The organism is Pantoea sp. F_5 (assembly GCF_008631595.1).
Classification (GTDB): Bacteria; Pseudomonadota; Gammaproteobacteria; order Enterobacterales; family Enterobacteriaceae; genus Pantoea; species Pantoea gossypiicola.
On record NZ_VWUO01000019.1, the window covers coordinates 1 to 19,022 of the forward strand.

Below are 19,022 nucleotides of genomic sequence, written 5' to 3' on the forward strand. Positions count from 1 at the left end.
ACTGCACATTTAACTCAACTATCTGGATTTTAAGCTGTTCGCTTAAAATCCAGATTTGCCGATAAACCTCTTTACCAACATTTCCTTTTAATATCCTGAAGCGACACTTTGGCGTCCAGACTATATGCTATTGACAATGCCACAGCACGTGGGAAGCTTTTTGAAACCTGCTCATGTTGAATTTCCTTATTAGTTGTGGGGACAACAGATGAGGAGTTTGACATGGGCAGGTCTTTACAGGCAGAGCCAGAACCGAGGCGATAACCACGTCCATAGGACGTGGTTTTAAGTTGGCAATAAAAACGCCGGACATGCCGGCGATCAACCTCAATTCTTATACAGATTCAGTTCGCGCCGGGCTTCGCCTCGTCGCGCAGCTCACGTCGCAGGATCTTGCCCACATTGGTTTTCGGTAGCTCATCACGAAACTCAATGATTTTTGGCACCTTATAACCGGTCAGCTGGCGGCGACAGTGATCGAGCACCTCTTCTTTGGTCAGCGACGCCTCTTTTTTCACGATGCAGACTTTTACCGCTTCGCCTGACAGGTCGCTGGGCACGCCAATAGCCGCGGCTTCACGCACTTTCGGGTGCTGCATCAGCACATCTTCGATCTCATTCGGGTAAACATTAAAACCGGAGACCAGAATCATATCTTTTTTGCGGTCAACGATGCGAATGAACCCTTCCTGGTCAAAGGTAACAATATCACCGCTATGGAGCCAGCCATTTTTCAGCACCTCCGCTGTTGCTTCCGGATGCTGCCAGTAGCCCAGCATCACCTGCGGACCGCTGATACAGAGTTCGCCCGGCTCCCCCGGCGGCACTTCGTTTCCGGCATCATCCAGAATGCGTACGTCGGTCGAAGGAACCGGCAGGCCAATACTGCCCGTGTGGCAACTGATGTCATACGGATTGACTGATACCAGCGGCGAACATTCGGTCAGGCCGTAGCCTTCCAGCAGATAGTGTCCGGTAAGCTTTTCCCAGCGCTCAGCTACCACTTTCTGTACCGCCATTCCGCCACCCGCAGAGAGACGCAGCGTTGAAAAATCGAGTTTATTAAACTGCTCATCGTTGAGCAGCGCATTAAACAGCGTGTTTACGCCGGTAATCGCGGTAAACGGCACTTTACCCAGCTCTTTAACGAAGCCGGGAATATCGCGGGGATTCGTGATCAACAGATTCTGACCACCAAGCTCCAGGAAGAGCAGGCCATTCACGGTTAAAGCGAAGATGTGGTAAAGCGGCAGCGCGGTGACCACAAATTCTTTTCCGTCACGCAGCACCTTACCGTAGGTCGCGCGGGTCTGCTCCAGATTCGCCTGCATGTTGCGATGGGTCAGCATCGCTCCTTTTGCCACGCCGGTGGTGCCGCCGGTGTATTGCAGGAAGGCGAGGTCGTCATTCGAGACCGTTGGTCGCTGATAATTGAGAGTGGCACCCACTTCCAATACCTGACGAAATGAAATGGCACCTGGTAAATGGTATTTTGGCACCAGCTTCTTCACATACTTGACGACAAAGTTAACCAGCGTGGCTTTTATCGGTGCCAGCTGATCGCCCATCCGGGTCAGGATGACATGCCGCACAGCGGTCTCCGCCACCACTTTTTCCAGGGTATGCGCAAAATTTGAGACAATAACGATGGCGCTGGCACCGCTGTCATTGAGCTGATGCTTCAGCTCACGCGGCGTATAGAGCGGATTCACATTGACCACCACCATACCGGCACGCAGCACACCAAACAGGGCCACCGGATACTGCAGTAAGTTAGGCATCATCAGCGCCACCCGGTCACCTGCTTTCAGGCCCAGCTGATGCTGGAGATAAGCAGCAAAGGCACGGCTCTTCTCTTCCAGCTGACGATAACTCATCTTCTGACCCATGTTCAGAAATGCAGGTTGATCGGCGTAGCGTTTTGCTGCCTGCTCAAACAGATCCACCAGCGAGGTGTATCGATCTGCGCTTATTTCGGCAGGCACATCTGCCGGGTAGCGTTTCAGCCAAACCTTATTCAAGGATCCACCCCGATAATTATGTTGTATTTCCATCGCTGCCTCAGCCAATCCGGTTTGTTAACAATATTTTAACTGATTGTACCAGTTTGCCTGTTTCGGCATGTCGAGGTTGCGAAGTGCATCACTAAATTTCGTGCCGGGAAAACAGGCCAATAAAAAGCCCGGTAGCGAGCACCGCGACCGGGCTGGATAAATCATGTTTACACTTATTCGGTCAGGATGGTCTGCACCTCTGAGGGCCCGGTGTTGACCATTCCCCAGTAGGGATTAGGTCCCCAGTATCCGCCACGATGACGGGTCGGACCATACCAAATCCAGGGATCCATCGGCTGTGGCGGTGCTGTTACCTGCTGGGCAATGCGCCAGCGCTGATAACCGCGCACATCAATGACCACAAATTTGTAATCAGCCTCACCAATTTTACCCTGTTCCGTGCCCTTCAGCGTTCCCAGCACGGTAACGTACTGGTTTCTGACATCTACCGGATCAACAAAGCCGTGAATGTCAGCATAAATCCGGCCAACCGAGGCCGCACCGAGGCGCGGTCTCGCGCTCTCATCCAGCGGCTGTGCCGCAATCTCAAGCCGGGTTTTGCCGTTCAGGTTAGTGACATTCACCACCTTGCCGCCAAAGCGCGATTCCTGCCCGACAAAGAGCGAAGGATCGCTCATCACCCGCGACAGATCCTGCTGCGGCTGAGGTGAGCTGCCCTGCAGCGTGTCAGGAATTGAGACACAACCGGTTAACGCCAGCACACAGGTCAGCAGCAGCCCTGAAAGCCCTTTACCACACATTGACGACATAGACGATCTCCCGTTAGGTAAAGACTTAGACTGGACGCATAACAATAAGTTGCGTGTATTTTACCGGCCTGGTAATTTTTTCCAGGCAACGTCATTGCGCAGATAAGTCGGCTCCGCCGTTTCCGGCAGCAGCGTATTCCCCTGCGACAGCGCAAGCGTCGCCAGTGGCAGCATATCCTGTGCCGCAGGCAGAGTAACATCACTGGCGGTCAGGGTCAGATCGTGACCCTGCTGCAGTGCCGGATAGGCCTGCCAGCCGGTACCCGCGGTCATCCAGTCACCAGAGAGGGCCTGCATCCGGGCGAGTGCTGCCTCAGGTGACAGCACACATTCGCTGGCTTCACCCTGCCAGGCACCCTGCTCATCACGCTGATATTCGGCCCAGTAAACCTCGCCCATCCGCGCATCGATAGCGGTTAACACCCGGGTTGCTCCGTGCAGACGCCAGGCCCCTTCCGCCAGCGTCGCCAGCGTGGAAACGGCGATCATCGGCAGTGATGCGCCCAGTGCCAGCCCCTGTGCAATACCAATACCGATCCGCACGCCGGTAAAACTGCCAGGACCCCGGCCAAAGGCGAGCGCGTCCAGATCGCTCAGTTCCAGCTGCTGCGCCAGCAGGAGCTCCTCGACCAGCGGTAAGATACGCTGGGTGTGATCGCGCGGAGCGATCTCAAATCGGGCATCAATCTGTTGCTGATTCAGCAAGGCGGCTGAACAGGCTTCTGTCGCCGTATCCAGCGCTAAAATTCGGGCTGACATGACTACCTCAGAAGAAAGAAAACGGCGCGCATCTTAGCATAAAATTACGCGTCTGGTTCGGGTTGCTGGCGGATAAAGGCGATGGCACGGGCAATGTCCCGGGTGCGCGGCGTCGGCGGCAGGCTATTGAGAAACAGCGCGCCATAAGGTCGTGACACCAGACGCTGATCGCAAATGACCAGCACACCACGATCGTCCGTATCACGGATCAGACGGCCTACACCCTGCTTCAGGGTAATCACCGCATCCGGCAACTGCACATCTGCAAAGGGATCGCCGCCGCGAATCCGGCAATCTTCCATTCGGGCTTTTAGCAGCGGATCTTCCGGTGAGGTGAAAGGCAGCTTGTCGATGATCACCAGCGACAGGGCATCCCCGCGCACATCCACCCCTTCCCAGAAGCTGCTGGTCGCCACCAGCAGGGCATTGCCCTTCTCAATGAACTGATTCAGTAACTGACCTTTGCTGGTTTCACCCTGCACCAGCACCGGCAGCGTCATCGAGGCGCGAAATTCTGCCGCCAGCTCACGCATCATCAGGTGCGACGTGCAGAGGAAGAAACAGCGGCCTTTATTGGCATCAATCAGCGGCTTCATCATCGCAGCCAGCTGGCGCGCGCCGCCGGGACGATTGGGTTCAGGCAGATTGCGCGGTACGCAGAGTAATGCCTGTTTCGCAAAGTTGAACGGGCTGTTCAGAATCAGGCTTTTTGCCGCATTCACACCCAGCCGCTCGGCGAAGTGAGCCATGTTCTCATCCACCGCCAGGGTGGCCGAGGTGAAGATCCACGCGGCCTTGCGGTTATCCATCACCTCACGAAAACGTTCCGCTACCGAGAGCGGCGTCAGCGCCAGGATAAAGTGACGTGAAGTGCATTCATACCAGTAGCTGTAGCCCGGCTCGTTAATCGCCCGTAACCGTTTTAACCGGGTACGATATAGTGCGGCCCGCTCAAAGGCGGCATCCAGCAGGGCTGAACGTCCCAGAGAGAGTTTAATGACGTCGTAACAAAGCTCCAGCGCATCATCCAGCAGGGTGAACATACGCAGTATCTGATTATCGCTGAGCAGTTCCCGCAGATTTCCGCGATAGCCGGGATCGCCTAATGCCAGGCGGAAATCCTGCGCGCATTGCGCCAGGCGGTCAGCGGATTTCTGCAACTGCCGGGCATCGCGCACTTCGGTACGGTAGGCGGTAATGATATCTTTGGCGAGATCGAGTAACTGACGGCTGGAGAGCTGCTGACCAAAATACTGACTGGCGATGTCAGGCAACTGATGGGCTTCGTCGAAGATCATCACATCCGCTTCGGGAATCAGTTCACCGAAGCCGCCCTCTTTCACCACCAGGTCGGCAAGAAAGAGATGGTGATTGACGACGACCACATCAGCGTCCATGGCGCGCTTGCGCGCTTTGACCACGAAGCACTCTTTATAGCGCGGGCAATCGGTGCCAAGGCAGTTATCGTTGGTGCTGGTGACCAGTGGCCAGACCGGGCTGTCCTCGGTGACGCCCGCGCAGCTGCTGATGTCACCATCTTCGGTCTGCGATGACCAGTTGCGCAGCGTGACCAGATCGGTCAGTGCCTGCACGGTGAGGTCTCCGCCCGCCATTGACTGCTGTTCCATACGTTCCAGACAGAGATAGTTGGAGCGCCCTTTCAATAAGGCGGTTTTACCGTTGAACTTCAGCGCCTTGATCATTGTGGGCAGATCGCGGCCATAGAGCTGATCCTGCAGCGCTTTGGATCCGGTGGAGACAATCACTTTTTTGCCGGCCCGCAAAGCGGGAGCCAGGTAAGCATAGGTTTTGCCAGTGCCGGTTCCGGCTTCGACCACCAGTTCACCCTGCTGTTTTACGGCTTCAGATACCGCCTCCGCCATCTCACGTTGTGCTTCACGCGGCTTAAAGCCTGGGATCGCCAGCGCCAGAGCGCCATCCACTGCAAAATCGTCTGCCACATACCCTCACTAAGAACGGCAAAAACACTGTAATTATGTCAGTATTGGATTAACAAAGCAAAATGGATATTAATCAGAATGTTAGCTGATTCTGACTGGCCTGAACGTGTGGATCAGAAACGCTTAATCGTCGCTGGCAGACGTTAAAAAGGCGGCTCATAGCCGCCTGAAGAGCAGTGGCAGTGTCGATAAACCTGTTGGCGAATCGATACCGCAGAGAGGCAGAAAGCGCGGTGATTACTCTACAATCATACGGCCATTGAGATGCTGTACTGGCCGATTATTGGTAGTTTTCAGCGCCTGTTTAAAGGCGTCGAGCTGTGCCTGAGATAGCGTGACCGGCTGTTTCATCACCAGCCAGCGAATACCTTCGCTGCACGGTGGCGTTGTCAGGGAGCCGCTGAAGCGATAATAGTGCAGATCTTCCGGGAAGAGATCGCGCAAATTTACCTGCCGATTAATGCTGACCTGCTGATTTTCCTTTTTCGGCATCGCGGCAATCAAGGGTGCCAGCGCCGGATTCTCTTTGCCGACTTTAAACATCACCGCGACAACGGCCAGATCGCCATCCTCTTTGCTGTGTACAAAGTGAGCTTCAAGGGGAAAGGTTTCTCCATTAATCTGGTTTTCACTCGGCGTATGGAAGTGATACTGACGCAGAGTGAACTTTTCACTGTCCAGAACAAAGTCATCTTCTTCATCAACGGTTACCTGAATCGTGTGACCGTTGTTAATCATTTTTTCAGCTGACGTATGGTAGGCCAGGTCGAGTGCCTGTAAATGTCCCTCAATCGGATTTGTAATATTAATGGGCGACTGAGATTTGCCTTCATGACAGATATGGAAGTCGCTGGTCAGTTCACTCCAGTGTTCCGGGCCGGCTTTACCTTCGTACGTCCAGTGCGGTTCTGCCGCACCCGCTACGCTGATAGACGAAAATGCCATAATCAGACTTAACATTTTTAATTGTTTCATTTTATCCCTGCTTAATAGGCTAGTGTGCGGCAGGCATACTATTACTCTCCGCTTTTCGTCAGCAAGATGACAAAATGCGGTTAATCAAAACAGGAATAAATAACGAGTTTACAATTTCAATCGATGTTAATTTAATAAATAGCACTTGTATAATATATATTAAAATAACAATTTTGGTGATAATTAAAATGAACCTCTGCATCAGGAAATGTATTCAGCAGCAAACCTGAAAAAATCGATTGGCAGACTCAGAGATAAAACAGCGTTTAAAGAGGCGAATCGGTGCAGGCTTTAGAAGTGAGAAACCGCAAAACTGCACAACTGGCGGTTTTGCGGTGTAAGGCTGAATCAGAAGAGAGACATTCCGACAGCGATCCCTTTCGGACGCTTAAACATCCTTTTCTGACGGATCGTCTTCCTCATCTTCTTCTTCATCTTCCGGATAGATCTCAGCATCATCTGGCAGCGGTTCATCATAATCAGGACGTTCAGACATAATTACCTCCGGTGATAAATAGCAGTGCTGCTATTTGAACTGAGCATAGTTAACCGGCACCTGAGGCCGCACATTTTTCGCCTGAAATGTGAGCAGGGCGAGAAATTACTGTAACAGTCTGAAAATGATCGGATTGCCTGGCGCTAGTGGTGTATGTAAAGCGCGCCCGCCAGCATAATGGCGAACAGTACAGCAAACGTAATCACGCCCTGCTTACTGCCTTTGGATAACCCCACAAACGCCGCAATAACAATAAACAGCAGCGTCAGTGCGCCAGCCATCACCCAAAACAGATACTGCGTATTCGCCATGTTCTCATCCTCAGCCTGTGGCGTTATCTTTGGGCGGATTTATACCATTTTTAAGCCATCAGCGCCTTCAATTCCGTGTCTGTGCCTGTCTGTTAACGTCATAGACTGGCGAGTCACTTGTGACCTCTTATTAAATTCTGCCAGGCCAGCAGTGTGATGCAGTTATCAAATGCAGAGGAACGCAGCAAGGAAATAACCGCCCGGATTATAATGATTAAATCAGCTTACCGTTGGGATGTGGCACCCGTAGGCTGACGAGCTGAGACTGGCTTAACATTGCCGTTCAGGCGGTGTTATGCAGATGGCCTTAATCCGACTGCCTGACTCAGGCGGAGGCATGTTATGAACTCTTACCGCATCGGCTCTCTGGCTTGCGTGCTGCTACTTTGCGGCTGCCAGGCTCCCACTCCTGATCAGGCTCGTCTGCAGCCACCCATGTTTCAGGGTCAAAGCATCCGTACCGTCCCTCAGCTCAGCGACTGTATTTATCGTGGCTGGTCCACCACCAACGTTATTGCCCGGGATAACACTACTCACACCCAGCCTGCTGGCAGCGAGATCAGCGTCTTTACCTGGGAAGATTCAATTTTTGCGGATGTCTCTCCCCATAGAAAAGGGGCTGAGGTGAAATATTTCACGACCTTCCGGATGGCTCCTCAGGTGATAGCAGACAGACAGGCGATTGTTGAGCGCTGCCTGTAAGGCGAGAGGGCCGTAAAGGGTGACAGCGATATCGGGAATGTGTCAGGCTAATGCGCACTTAACCAGGGAGAAACCGATGAGTATTACCCGCATTGACCCGGAACACCGTATGTCCGAAGCTGTGATCCACAACGACACCATCTACTACACCAGTGTGCCTGAGAATCTGGATGCCGACGCAGAAGCGCAGACCGCCAATGCGCTGGCGGTGATTGATACCATTCTGACCCGGCTCGGCAGTGATAAAAGTAAGATCCTGGATGCGACGCTGTTTCTGGTGGATAAAGCCGATTTCCCCGCCATGAACCGAGCCTGGGACGCCTGGGTCTCACCGGGCAACGCGCCGGTGCGCTGCACCGTTCAGGCCGGGCTGCTGAATCCAAAATACAAAATTGAAATTAAAATTATCGCTGCGCGCTAAGGATGTCGGGTGTTATTCCTCTTCGTTTTCGTCATCTTCGTCGTCGAATAACGCCCGAATCTGTTCGCCCTTGTGATTCTGACGGATTTCCTGCGCCACCTGGGCGATCGCTTCACCGCTCGATAAGCCACCCGTCATTAACTCCTGAATACGTTCGACGGCCTGCTGTTGCTGCTCATGTGAGAGAGCCGGTAATCCAATAAACATGTTCTACTCCTGCGTTGGGGCGGACAGTATCCCATGGGCAACTAACAGGTGCCAGTCGGGAAAAAATATGTCAGTCTGACCGCCTCTTTGCTTTCTGATTTGTCTGCCCGATGATTGTTGAAACCCTCACGCTTGATTATACCCCGGATGCGCTGACCCAGCGTTTTGCCACCCTTGCCCATCTGCCCTGGGCGATGCTGCTCTCCTCCGCGCAGGCCAGCCACAGCGACAACCGCTTCGACATTCTGACCGCCGATCCCCGCGCCACCCTGGTGACCCGGGGGCCCATCACGACCATCAGCGATGCGACCGGCACGTCCGAATCGACCGCAGATCCCCTGCTGCTGGTGCAGCAACAGTGTGATGCGCAGGGCGTGACGCCTGCGGTCTGCGAAGCCCTGCCGTTTCAGGGCGGTGCGCTAGGCCTGTTTGGTTATGACCTGGGCCGCCGGTTTGAGTCGCTGCCCCATCAGGCGCAGGCCGATCTCACCACGCCGGACATGGCGGTGGGGATTTATGACTGGGCCTTGATTGCCGATCATCATCAGCAAACCCTGACGCTGGTGGCACTGAAGAACGCAGAAGCGCGCGCCACCTGGCTGGCGCAGTGGCCCGCACGTGAAGTCGTGCCCTTTTCACTGACCAGCGGCTGGCGCTCCAGTCTGAGCTATGCCGATTACGCCGCACGCTTTGCCGCGGTTCAGGCTTATATTCAGGCCGGTGACTGTTATCAGGTTAACCTGGCGCAGCGTTTTCAGGCCAGTTATCAGGGTGATGAGTGGCAGGCGTTTACTCTGCTTAACGCGGCTAACCGCGCGCCGTTCAGCGCGTTTCTGCGCCTGCCGGAAAGTGCGATCCTCAGCCTGTCGCCGGAGCGCTTTCTGTCGCTGAATCAAAACCAGATTGAAACCCGACCGATTAAAGGCACCCGGCCACGCTGTGCCGATCCGGTTGCGGATGCGCAACAGGCTGAGGCACTGCGCCATGCGGAGAAAGATCGGGCTGAAAACCTGATGATTGTCGATTTGCTGCGCAACGATATTGGTCGCGTGGCGCAGCCCGGCTCGGTCACGGTGCCTGAACTGTTTGTGGTTGAACCCTTCCCCGCCGTCCATCATCTGGTGAGCACGGTGCGGGCGAAGTTGCCTGACACCCTGCAGGCCACGGATCTGCTGCGCGCCTGTTTTCCTGGCGGCTCGATAACCGGTGCGCCCAAGATTCGGGCGATGGAGATCATTGATGAACTGGAGCCGCAGCGGCGTAATGCCTGGTGCGGCAGTATCGGCTATCTCAGCCTGTGTGGCCGGATGGACACCAGCATCACGATCCGCACGCTGATCGCCGAAGGTCAGCAGATCTACTGTGCCGCCGGTGGCGGGCTGGTGGCAGACAGCGATCCGCAAGCGGAGTATCAGGAGACGCTCGATAAAGTCAGCCGGATTTTACCGGCGCTGGAACAGGCAGGAGGTTCAGTTGGCACTGACGCTTGAGGTTTTTCGTAGCCGTTTTCTGCTGCAGCAGCCGGCCCGCAGCACGCAGCGTCTTTCAGGACGTCATGCGGCGGTGCTGGTGCCGATTGTCGCCCGTCATGAACCGGGTCTGTTGCTGACGCAGCGCTCGCACGCCCTGCGCAAACACGCCGGACAGGTCGCCTTTCCCGGCGGAATGCAGGATGACACCGACGCCTCGCTGATCGCCACCGCCCTGCGTGAAGCGCAGGAAGAAGTCGGTATCAATCCGCAGCAGGTCGAGATATTAGGCGCGCTGCCCGCCGTCACCAGCAGCACCGGCTTTCAGGTGACACCGGTGCTGGGCATTATTCCGGCCGATCTGCGCTTGACGATTAATCCGGATGAGGTGAGCAGTGCCTTCGAGATGCCGCTGGCCGAGGCACTGCAGCTCAGCCGCTACAGCGCGCTGGAGGTGCATCGGGCCGGCGTTCGCCATCCGGTCTGGCTGTCGCGCTATCAGGATTATCTGGTGTGGGGCATGACAGCAGGGATTATCCGTTCACTGAGTACACAGATCGCCTTCTGAGTCCTTTTTCCTCTGTTTCCTCCCTTCAAGCCCGTCAGCGCCCAGTCGGGCTGCGCTATAATTTTTTTTATCTGTTTTGATAAGTTTATTTCATGCGAAAAGCTGCTCTTTTCCGGTGCATGACCATTACTATGGGCGCCATAAACTGCCCCGGCAGACTGAGAATAAATGTGAGGAGTGTCACCTGTGATTAGTGTTTTCGACATGTTCAAAGTGGGCATTGGTCCCTCAAGTTCGCATACTGTCGGCCCGATGAAAGCGGGTAAACAATTTGTGGACTTGCTGTGCGAACAGGAAAAGCTGCAGGAGGTCACCCGGATCGCCGTGGATGTTTACGGTTCTCTGTCGCTGACCGGCAAAGGGCATCACACGGATATCGCCATTATTATGGGGCTGGCTGGCGAATCGCCGGACACGGTGGATATCGATGCCATCCCCGCATTTATTAAGGATGTCGAACAGCGTGAGCGACTGCTGCTGGCGAAAGGCACACATGAAGTCGATTTCCCACGCGAAGGCGGCATGGTGTTCCGCAGTGAGAACCTCTCACTGCATGAAAATGGCCTGCGCCTGCTGGCATTCGCGGACGATCTGCTGATCCTGTCGAAAACCTACTACTCCGTGGGCGGTGGGTTCATTGTGGATGAAGAGCACTTCGGTCAGTCGGCACTGGATGAAGTTTCTGTCCCCTGGCCGTTTCACTCCGCCAAAGATCTGCTGGCGCACTGCCGCGAAACCGGTCTGTCGCTGTCGGGGCTGGTGATGAAAAATGAGCTGGCACTGCACAGCCGTGACGAGATTCATGCCTATTTCACCCGCATCTGGCAGACCATGCAGGCCTGCATTGACCGCGGTCTGAATACTGAAGGCGTGTTGCCAGGACCGCTGCGCGTACCCCGTCGAGCCGCCTCCCTGCGTCGCCTGCTGACCTCCTCCACCAAACACTCCAGCGATCCAATGATTGTGATCGACTGGATCAATATGTTTGCGCTGGCTGTCAACGAAGAGAACGCAGCGGGTGGCCGTGTGGTGACCGCGCCGACGAACGGTGCCTGCGGTATCGTGCCTGCGGTGCTGGCTTACTACGATCACTTTATTGAGCCGGTGACGCCCGATATTTTCCTGCGCTATTTCCTCGCCTCGGGTGCCATAGGCGTGCTGTACAAATTGAACGCCTCTATTTCAGGCGCGGAAGTGGGCTGCCAGGGTGAAGTGGGTGTCGCCTGTTCGATGGCGGCGGCCGGTCTGGCTGAGCTACTGGGCGGTAGCCCGGAGCAGGTGTGCGTTGCCGCTGAAATCGGCATGGAGCATAACCTTGGACTGACCTGCGACCCCGTGGCCGGTCAGGTTCAGGTTCCCTGTATTGAACGTAATGCTATCGCCTCGGTTAAAGCCATTAACGCGGCGCGTATGGCACTCCGTCGCACCAGTGAACCCCGCGTCTCGCTGGATAAGGTTATTGAGACCATGTATGAGACCGGCAAAGACATGAACGCGAAATACCGTGAAACTTCCCGTGGCGGTCTGGCGATTAAAGTTCAGTGTGATTAAGCGAAACGTTGAATTGTTTAAATAAGATGCAAACGTAATAAAATCCGCATCCTGCGCTATCTCAGCGCAGGTTTAAACGGTAGAGTGTTTTCCGCGCAGCCGTCCGGTCTGCGCAACTTTCCAGACCCGCTTTTCTGCATTCCGGCCTCAATATTGACCTGGCCGTGCCGATACTAACCCCGTTATTTATTGCTTTTTTTTGGCTTTTTGGGAAGGTGGATACTGATGTTTATGGCCCAGCAATTTGTTGGACAATTCAGACGCAAGCGTTTGCTGATCGCACTGTCAATCGCCACCGTAGTGCTGATATTAACGCTGGCCTTTCGTTATATCGAAGAGAAGTCACGTATTGAACAGCAGGCGATGGATTTCGCCGACAAAGCGATTATGCGGTTTGATCGGATGTTTTCACCACTGGAGGTTTCAGCCAGTAATACGCTGGGTCTGGTGGGTGCCCCCTGTCAGGACGTGCGTTTTCCGCTCATCGAAAAAATCTCTTCTCTGCAGACGGTACGTGCCATTCTGCTGGTCGAAAACGACATGCTCTACTGCTCCAGTATTTACGGCCCGCGCAACATCCCTTTCAGCCAGACTTATCCTGACCTTGCCTTCAACAGCCAGCGTATGACCCTGGCAACCGATGAATATCTGCTGAAAGGCTCGCCAATTTTACTGCTGTGGACGCCTAAAAGCCTGGATAACCGGTCGGGAATATTGCAGGTCATCAACATTGAAATGATGAGTAATTACCTGCTGGAACCCCAGTTGCCTTGGGTGGAACGCGCCGTATTTAACGTCAATGGTGAGAGCCTGGAATATGGCAATCCGCTGATAGAGCCAACGGTGCCGTCAGATGACGAAGTGAGCTACGAGCAGGGTTCGCTGCGCTACCCGTTTACGCTCACCCTCTATGGCCCTTCGCCGACACGGCTGGCGCTGGCGACACTGCCCTCACAGCTGCCGCTGGCGCTGCTACTAAGCCTGCTGATGGGCTACATTATCTGGCTGGCGACGGCAAATCGCATGAGCCTCAGCTGGCAAATCAGCTATGGCATTACGGCCCGTGAGTTTATGGTTTATTGCCAGCCGCTGATCAATAGCAAAAGCGGCGAGTGTGACGGGATAGAGTTGCTGCTGCGCTGGCATAACGCCCGCCAGGGCTGGATCACACCGGATGTCTTTATTCCGCTGGCCGAGCGCCAGAACCTGATCAAGCCCCTGACGCGCTTTGTGCTGAACGAGGTGGTAAGGCAGCTGCCGCAGTTGCCCGATGATTCCGCCTTTCATATCGCCATCAATGTTGCCGCCAGCCATTTCCGCGACCGCGCCATTCTGGAAGATCTGCAGAACCTGTGGTGGCCTGCCAGTCCGGTGCCGCAACTGGTGGTGGAACTGACCGAGCGGGATGCCCTGCCGGTCGTCGATCAGTCGGTGATTGCACAACTGCACGAGATTGGCGTCCGGCTGGCGATTGATGACTTTGGCACCGGTCACAGCTCGCTCTCCTACCTGAAAGATTTACAGCCAGACGTGCTCAAAATCGACAAGATTTTCACGGCGGCTATCGGTACGGATGCCATTAACGCCACGGTAACGGATATGGTGATTTCGCTGGCCCAGCGCCTGAACATCAGTCTGGTGGCCGAGGGGGTGGAAACGGCTGAACAGGCAGATTATCTGCGCGAACGCGGGGTGGATCATCTGCAGGGCTACTATTTTGCCCGCCCGATGCCGCTGGAAGATTTTCCAGCCTGGCTGACGCGGCATCAGGCTGATGCCCGCCGTTAACGGCCGCGTCAGCGCCGTATCGCCTTTGCCCGACTCCCTGCACACAAAAAAACAGCCGCGGCGTTTCAGCAGCGGCTGTCAGAGAGATTCGGCGCGGCCGGTGAGACTGGCAGCGCCTTAGCAACAACGTGAAGCGTTAACCCTCTTCCTCTTCGTCATGCGGTTTATCTTTGGTGACACGCACCAGATCGATACGGTAATCCGTCGCGTCGATAATCTGGAAGTGCAGCGGCGTGATATCAATCACCTCGCCGGGAAGCGGTAACCGCCCTTTCTGCTCAATCAGCAGGCCCGCCAGCGAGGCGTGATCTTCTGTCGGATCGACCAGCTCATGGAAGTCAAGTAACTGCTGCAGCGAGTGCAGATCGGTTCCGCCTTTCACTAACCAGCCATCGCCATCTGCAACAATATCAGGCGTTTCGTCTTCATCCGGGAATTCACCCGCAATCGCTTCCAGCACGTCCAGCGGCGTAATCAGACCCTGCACCACGCCAAACTCATTGGTGACGATCACGAAGCTACCTTTAGCACGACGCAGCACGCCAAGCAGGTTGATTGGATCCAGCGTCTCCGGCACCACAATGGTCGGTGTATTCGCCGCGAAGGTCGCCACATCAACACCCTGCTCCAGCGCCACCAGTAGCTCTTTGGCGCGCACCACACCAACAATTTCATCCAGTTCACCCCGACAGACCGGGAACAGGCTGTGAGGCGTATCCAGCAGCTGACCGCGAATCTCATCCACCGGACGATTTGCATCGACCCAGGAGATATCACCGCGTGGCGTCATAATGCTCCGAATCGAGCGGGAAGCCAGCGTCAGAACGCCATTAATCATGTAACGCTCTTCATCTTTAAACGCTTCCTGCGGCATTGCTTCTGTCAGCGCAGACTCTTCACTGGTGCTGATGTTACTGCTGCTATTGCCATTGCTGGACGTCTGCGCACGGTTACGGCCGCCCATCAGGCGCAGAATCGCCTCGGCGGTACGCTCACGCATCGGACGATTTGACTGGTGGCGGATAAAGTTACGACGTGCAATCTGGTTGAACAGCTCAATCAGAATTGAGAAGCCAATTGCCGCATAGAGGTAGCCTTTAGGAATATGGAAACCAAAGCCTTCTGCTACCAGCGACAGACCGATCATTAACAGGAAGCTCAGACAGAGCACCACCACGGTCGGATGCGCGTTAACAAAGTTGGTTAACGGTTTAGACGCCAGCAGCATCACACCCATGGCAATCACCACGGCAGTCATCATCACCGGCAGGTGGTTCACCATACCCACGGCGGTAATCACCGCATCCAGTGAGAAGACCGCGTCCAGCACCACAATCTGCAATACCACAGCCCAGAAACTGGCATATCCCCGATTTGCGGAACCATCAAGCTGACGGTTTTCCAGCCTCTCGTGTAGCTCCATGGTCGCTTTAAACAATAGGAAGAAACCGCCGAACAGCAGGATTAAATCGCGTCCGGAAAAGCTGAAACCGCCTACGCTGAAGAGAGGCGTGGTCAGCGTGACGATCCAGGAGATCAGCGACAGCAGGCCCAGACGCATCACCAGGGCCAGCGACAGGCCTATCAAACGTGCTTTATCACGCTGCTTTGGCGGCAGTTTGTCGGCCAGGATAGCAATAAATACCAGGTTATCGATACCGAGTACGATTTCCAGCACGATAAGCGTCAGTAAACCCGCCCAGATTGAGGGGTCGAATAAAAATTCCATTATTTATGACTCCAGAACAGGGAACAGATCGAGCCGGTGCCTGTCAGCGCAGCGAAGCGTGACATCCGGGTAGTCGGGAAAGCGATGAAAACGCCGCGAGGCGAAGGGTGACGCGCCAGCAGGCGCAAAGAACAGATTAAGCGACGTCGGTGACGATCCATAAAGGTGGGCTGAAGCCCGTTACTCCTGAGCAATAAACAGAACGTTAATGTATCAGGTCGGTAAATTGCGTCAAAAAATTTTCTTATTTTTACAATCTGCATAACGGATGATCGGGCGCATAAAAAAGGTAAAGCGCCACTTCACGGGATGAATAGCTGACAGACATCACAAAATTTATTTTTTCGATCACTAAAATAAATCGCGACTTTACCGCCCTGATGAAGTTAACCCCTGTTTTTTCGACGCTATATCAGAAAGTCGAATGACCGGGTTAAACGGATAATCAAAACATGTCTCAATACAGTTCATTTACTCAGATGAGCATCTCTAGCGAACGGAGGTAGCACGTGACCATTGCGATTGTAATTGGTACACACGGCTGGGCAGCGGAACAACTGCTGAAAACAGCAGAAATGCTGTTAGGCGAGCAGGAGAATATCGGCTGGATAGACTTTGTCCCCGGTGAAAATGCAGAAACGCTGATAGAAAAATATCAGGCAAGACTGGCAGAACTGGATACCAGCAAGGGGGTTCTTTTTCTGGTCGATACCTGGGGCGGCAGTCCGTTCAATGCGGCCAGCCGCATTGTTGTCGACAAGCAACACCATGAGGTTATTGCCGGGGTCAATATTCCGATGCTGGTTGAAACGCTGATGGCGCGCGATGACGATCCCGGATTTGACGAACTGGTCGCCGTGGCGGTGGAGACCGGTCGTGAAGGGGTTAAAGCCCTGAAAGCTAAAGAGGAAGTACCGGCATCGTCTGCGGTGAAACCGGCCGCGGCGGCGCAACCAGCTAAGCCGATGGCCCCCGGTGATCACATGAAAATCGGGCTGGCGCGCATTGATGATCGTCTGATTCATGGGCAGGTCGCGACGCGCTGGACTAAAGAGACAAACGTTCAGCGTATTATCGTGGTCAGCGATGAAGTGGCCAACGATCATGTGCGCAAAACCCTGTTGACGCAGGTCGCGCCGCCCGGCGTGACGGCTCATGTGGTGGATGTCGACAAAATGGTCCGGGTATGGAACAACCCGAAGTATGGTCAGGATCGCGTCATGCTGCTGTTTACCAACCCTACCGATGTCCTGCGCGTAGTTGAACAGGGTGTCGATATTAAAACGGTCAACATCGGTGGTATGGCGTTCCGCCAGGGGAAAACCCAGGTCAATAATGCGGTCTCGGTAGATGAAAAAGATATCGCCGCATTCCGCAAACTCAATGAACGTAATATTGAACTGGAAGTGCGTAAAGTTTCCAGTGACCAGAAACTGAAAATGATGGATCTGATTGCGAAAGTAAACGCGTAACAGAAGCACTTCTGCGCCTGCGTTTCCGGGCTCCTGATTATCCTGCTGAGGACAAGAAGTATGATGGAAATAACCTCGCTACAAATTATTTTGATTTTTATTGTCGCCTGTATTGCCGGTATGGGGTCGATTCTGGATGAATTCCAGTTTCACCGTCCACTGGTGGCCTGTACGCTGATTGGTATCGTACTGGGTGATATGAAAACCGGCATTATCATCGGCGGTACGCTGGAGATGATTGCGCTGGGCTGGATGAACATCGGTGCAGCAGTTGCCCCTGATGCTGCCCTCGCCTCAATCATCTCGACTATCCTGGTCATCGCTGGGGGTCAGAGTGTGGGTGCCGGTATCGCGCTGGCGATTCCGCTGGCCGCTGCCGGACAGGTACTGACCATTATCGTGCGTACACTGACCGTGGCCTTCCAGCACGCGGCTGATAAAGCCGCCGAGAAAGGCAACCTTACGGCCATCTCCTGGATCCATGTCTCTGCCCTGCTATTACAGGCGATGCGTATCGCCATCCCGGCGCTGATTGTGGCGATTTCGGTCGGTACCAGTGCCGTTCATGCGCTACTGAGTTCCATTCCTGAAGTGGTCACCAACGGCCTGAATATCGCCGGCGGCATGATTGTGGTGGTTGGTTACGCGATGGTCATCAATATGATGCGCGCCGGCTATCTGATGCCGTTCTTCTACCTCGGCTTTGTTACCGCAGCCTTCACCAACTTCAACCTGGTGGCGCTGGGCGTAATTGGCGTGGTTATGGCGGTGCTCTACATTCAGCTCAGCCCGAAATACAACCGTGTGGCGGGAGCACCTACAGGTGCTGCAACCGCAAACGATCTTGATAACGAACTCGATTAAGGAACAGGTGATCACATGGTTGATATGACAAAAGTTGAAAAGAAACTGACCCCCGGTGATGTCCGCGCCGTCTTTCTGCGCTCTAACCTTTTCCAGGGTTCATGGAACTTTGAGCGTATGCAGGCGCTGGGCTTCTGCTTCTCAATGGTGCCGGTCATCCGCCGTCTCTATCCTGAGAATAACGATGAGCGCAGGCAGGCGATAAAACGTCATCTGGAGTTTTTCAATACCCATCCTTATGTCGCCGCGCCGGTACTGGGCGTCACCATGGCAATGGAAGAGCAGCGTGCCAACGGCGCACCTATCGACGACGGTGCGATTAACGGCCTGAAAGTCGGGCTGATGGGACCGCTGGCCGGGGTTGGCGACCCGATTTTCTGGGGTACGGTACGTCCTGTGTTTGCCGCACTGGGTGCCGGTATCGCCATGAGCGGCAGTCTGCTGGGTCCGCTGCTGTTCTTTGTGCTGTTTAACCTGGCTCGCCTGCTGACCCGCTACTACGGCGTGGCGTATGGCTATCGCAAAGGGATCGACATCGTCAGCGACATGGGCGGCGGTTTTCTGCAGAAGCTCACGGAGGGCGCCTCGATTCTGGGGCTGTTTGTCATGGGGGCGCTGGTCAACAAGTGGACGCACGTCAACATCCCGCTGGTGGTGTCGCGCATTACTGACTCCACCGGCAAAACTACCGTCACTACGGTACAGTCGATCCTCGATCAGCTGATGCCAGGCATTGTGCCGCTGCTGCTGACCTTTGGCTGTATGTGGCTGTTACGCCGCAAAGTGAATGCGCTATGGATTATCGTCGGCTTCTTTGCTATCGGTATCTTTGGTTACTGGATCGGCCTGCTCGGTCTGTAATGTCATCCTGCCGGGAGCTTCTGCTCCCGGCTTTTAAGCGTGGTGAGCTGAGCCACAACCGGCT

Annotated in this window: 17 protein-coding genes and 1 pseudogene; 9 read left to right on the forward strand and 9 right to left on the reverse strand. The window is 54.7% G+C overall.

The genetic code is table 11. The features are described 5' to 3' along the window. The 7 genes and pseudogenes from F3I44_RS24185 to F3I44_RS23790 form a co-directional block, all read right to left on the reverse strand. A pseudogene (locus F3I44_RS24185) lies at positions 1 to 124 on the reverse strand (IS200/IS605 family transposase); the annotation flags it as partial. A 220-nt stretch (positions 125 to 344) separates the two neighbouring features. Further along, positions 345 to 2,021 (reverse strand): long-chain-fatty-acid--CoA ligase FadD, encoded by a 1,677-nt coding sequence (gene fadD / locus F3I44_RS19770; RefSeq protein WP_150019572.1) that lies wholly within the window; start codon positions 2,019 to 2,021, stop codon positions 345 to 347. A gap of 206 nt (positions 2,022 to 2,227) precedes the next feature. Then, positions 2,228 to 2,824 carry a Slp family lipoprotein gene (locus F3I44_RS19775; RefSeq protein ID WP_150014934.1) on the reverse strand — a complete coding sequence of 199 codons (597 nt, stop codon included), beginning with the start codon at positions 2,822 to 2,824 and terminating at the stop codon, positions 2,228 to 2,230. A gap of 60 nt (positions 2,825 to 2,884) precedes the next feature. After that, positions 2,885 to 3,583, reverse strand: a complete 699-nt coding sequence (gene tsaB / locus F3I44_RS19780) for a tRNA (adenosine(37)-N6)-threonylcarbamoyltransferase complex dimerization subunit type 1 TsaB (RefSeq protein ID WP_150014937.1) — start codon at positions 3,581 to 3,583, stop codon at positions 2,885 to 2,887. A 44-nt stretch (positions 3,584 to 3,627) separates the two neighbouring features. Next, complete coding sequence (locus tag F3I44_RS19785) at positions 3,628 to 5,544, reverse strand: ATP-dependent DNA helicase (RefSeq protein WP_150014940.1); 1,917 nt, start codon at positions 5,542 to 5,544, stop codon at positions 3,628 to 3,630. A gap of 237 nt (positions 5,545 to 5,781) precedes the next feature. After that, positions 5,782 to 6,519 (reverse strand): carbonic anhydrase, encoded by a 738-nt coding sequence (locus tag F3I44_RS19790; protein WP_150014943.1) that lies wholly within the window; start codon positions 6,517 to 6,519, stop codon positions 5,782 to 5,784. A 639-nt stretch (positions 6,520 to 7,158) separates the two neighbouring features. After that, positions 7,159 to 7,326, reverse strand: a complete 168-nt coding sequence (locus F3I44_RS23790) for a hypothetical protein (RefSeq protein WP_190285981.1) — start codon at positions 7,324 to 7,326, stop codon at positions 7,159 to 7,161. Positions 7,327 to 7,761: 435 nt separating this feature from the next. On the opposite strand from F3I44_RS23790, the gene F3I44_RS19795 reads away from it, so the two are divergent. Continuing rightward, positions 7,762 to 8,028 (forward strand): hypothetical protein, encoded by a 267-nt coding sequence (locus F3I44_RS19795; RefSeq protein WP_223812969.1) that lies wholly within the window; start codon positions 7,762 to 7,764, stop codon positions 8,026 to 8,028. Between the two features lie 76 nt (positions 8,029 to 8,104). Beyond that, the gene (locus F3I44_RS19800) at positions 8,105 to 8,449 is read left to right on the forward strand and encodes a RidA family protein (protein WP_150014949.1); all 345 of its coding nucleotides are present in this window, start codon (positions 8,105 to 8,107) and stop codon (positions 8,447 to 8,449) included. A gap of 12 nt (positions 8,450 to 8,461) precedes the next feature. On the opposite strand, the gene F3I44_RS19805 is transcribed toward F3I44_RS19800, so the two are convergent. After that, positions 8,462 to 8,656: a YoaH family protein gene (locus F3I44_RS19805; RefSeq protein WP_150014952.1), complete on the reverse strand. Its 195-nt coding sequence runs from the start codon at positions 8,654 to 8,656 to the stop codon at positions 8,462 to 8,464. 110 nt (positions 8,657 to 8,766) lie between these two features. Between F3I44_RS19805 and pabB the strand changes: the two genes are divergently transcribed. The 4 genes from pabB (at position 8,767) to F3I44_RS19825 (ending at position 14,032) form a co-directional block, all read left to right on the forward strand. Next, positions 8,767 to 10,146, forward strand: a complete 1,380-nt coding sequence (pabB, locus tag F3I44_RS19810; protein WP_150014955.1) for an aminodeoxychorismate synthase component 1 — start codon at positions 8,767 to 8,769, stop codon at positions 10,144 to 10,146. Further along, a complete protein-coding gene (locus F3I44_RS19815) occupies positions 10,130 to 10,693 on the forward strand; it encodes a CoA pyrophosphatase (protein ID WP_150014958.1) in 564 nt (187 codons plus the stop codon). The genes pabB and F3I44_RS19815 overlap by 17 nt, the downstream gene beginning before the upstream one ends. A 186-nt stretch (positions 10,694 to 10,879) precedes the next feature. Beyond that, positions 10,880 to 12,244, forward strand: coding sequence for an L-serine ammonia-lyase (locus tag F3I44_RS19820; protein WP_150014961.1), 1,365 nt, complete (start codon positions 10,880 to 10,882; stop codon positions 12,242 to 12,244). Positions 12,245 to 12,469: 225 nt separating this feature from the next. Next, positions 12,470 to 14,032 carry an EAL domain-containing protein gene (locus F3I44_RS19825; protein WP_150014964.1) on the forward strand — a complete coding sequence of 521 codons (1,563 nt, stop codon included), beginning with the start codon at positions 12,470 to 12,472 and terminating at the stop codon, positions 14,030 to 14,032. 136 nt (positions 14,033 to 14,168) lie between these two features. On the opposite strand, the gene F3I44_RS19830 is transcribed toward F3I44_RS19825, so the two are convergent. Beyond that, positions 14,169 to 15,761 carry a TerC family protein gene (locus F3I44_RS19830; protein WP_150014967.1) on the reverse strand — a complete coding sequence of 531 codons (1,593 nt, stop codon included), beginning with the start codon at positions 15,759 to 15,761 and terminating at the stop codon, positions 14,169 to 14,171. Between the two features lie 509 nt (positions 15,762 to 16,270). Between F3I44_RS19830 and manX the strand changes: the two genes are divergently transcribed. The 3 genes from manX (at position 16,271) to F3I44_RS19845 (ending at position 18,958) form a co-directional block, all read left to right on the forward strand. Further along, entirely contained in the window at positions 16,271 to 17,233 is a 963-nt protein-coding gene (manX, locus tag F3I44_RS19835) for a PTS mannose transporter subunit IIAB (protein WP_150014970.1), read from the forward strand. Positions 17,234 to 17,296: 63 nt separating this feature from the next. Next, positions 17,297 to 18,097: a PTS mannose/fructose/sorbose transporter subunit IIC gene (locus F3I44_RS19840; RefSeq protein WP_033733019.1), complete on the forward strand. Its 801-nt coding sequence runs from the start codon at positions 17,297 to 17,299 to the stop codon at positions 18,095 to 18,097. Between the two features lie 15 nt (positions 18,098 to 18,112). Further along, positions 18,113 to 18,958, forward strand: a complete 846-nt coding sequence (locus F3I44_RS19845; protein ID WP_033783289.1) for a PTS mannose transporter subunit IID — start codon at positions 18,113 to 18,115, stop codon at positions 18,956 to 18,958. Positions 18,959 to 19,022: the final 64 nt, after the last annotated feature.

Coding starts and splice junctions, on each gene's coding strand:
- F3I44_RS19840 (WP_033733019.1), top strand. CDS start 17,297: ATGGAAATAACCTCGCTACAAATTATTTTGATTTTTATTGTCGCCTGT.
- F3I44_RS19845 (WP_033783289.1), top strand. CDS start 18,113: ATGGTTGATATGACAAAAGTTGAAAAGAAACTGACCCCCGGTGATGTC.
- F3I44_RS19790 (WP_150014943.1), bottom strand. CDS start 6,519: ATGAAACAATTAAAAATGTTAAGTCTGATTATGGCATTTTCGTCTATC.
- F3I44_RS23790 (WP_190285981.1), bottom strand. CDS start 7,326: ATGGCGAATACGCAGTATCTGTTTTGGGTGATGGCTGGCGCACTGACG.
- F3I44_RS19825 (WP_150014964.1), top strand. CDS start 12,470: ATGTTTATGGCCCAGCAATTTGTTGGACAATTCAGACGCAAGCGTTTG.
- F3I44_RS19800 (WP_150014949.1), top strand. CDS start 8,105: ATGAGTATTACCCGCATTGACCCGGAACACCGTATGTCCGAAGCTGTG.
- F3I44_RS19805 (WP_150014952.1), bottom strand. CDS start 8,656: ATGTTTATTGGATTACCGGCTCTCTCACATGAGCAGCAACAGCAGGCC.
- F3I44_RS19775 (WP_150014934.1), bottom strand. CDS start 2,824: ATGTCGTCAATGTGTGGTAAAGGGCTTTCAGGGCTGCTGCTGACCTGT.
- F3I44_RS19830 (WP_150014967.1), bottom strand. CDS start 15,761: ATGGAATTTTTATTCGACCCCTCAATCTGGGCGGGTTTACTGACGCTT.
- tsaB (WP_150014937.1), bottom strand. CDS start 3,583: ATGTCAGCCCGAATTTTAGCGCTGGATACGGCGACAGAAGCCTGTTCA.
- pabB (WP_150014955.1), top strand. CDS start 8,767: ATGATTGTTGAAACCCTCACGCTTGATTATACCCCGGATGCGCTGACC.
- F3I44_RS19795 (WP_223812969.1), top strand. CDS start 7,762: ATGTTTCAGGGTCAAAGCATCCGTACCGTCCCTCAGCTCAGCGACTGT.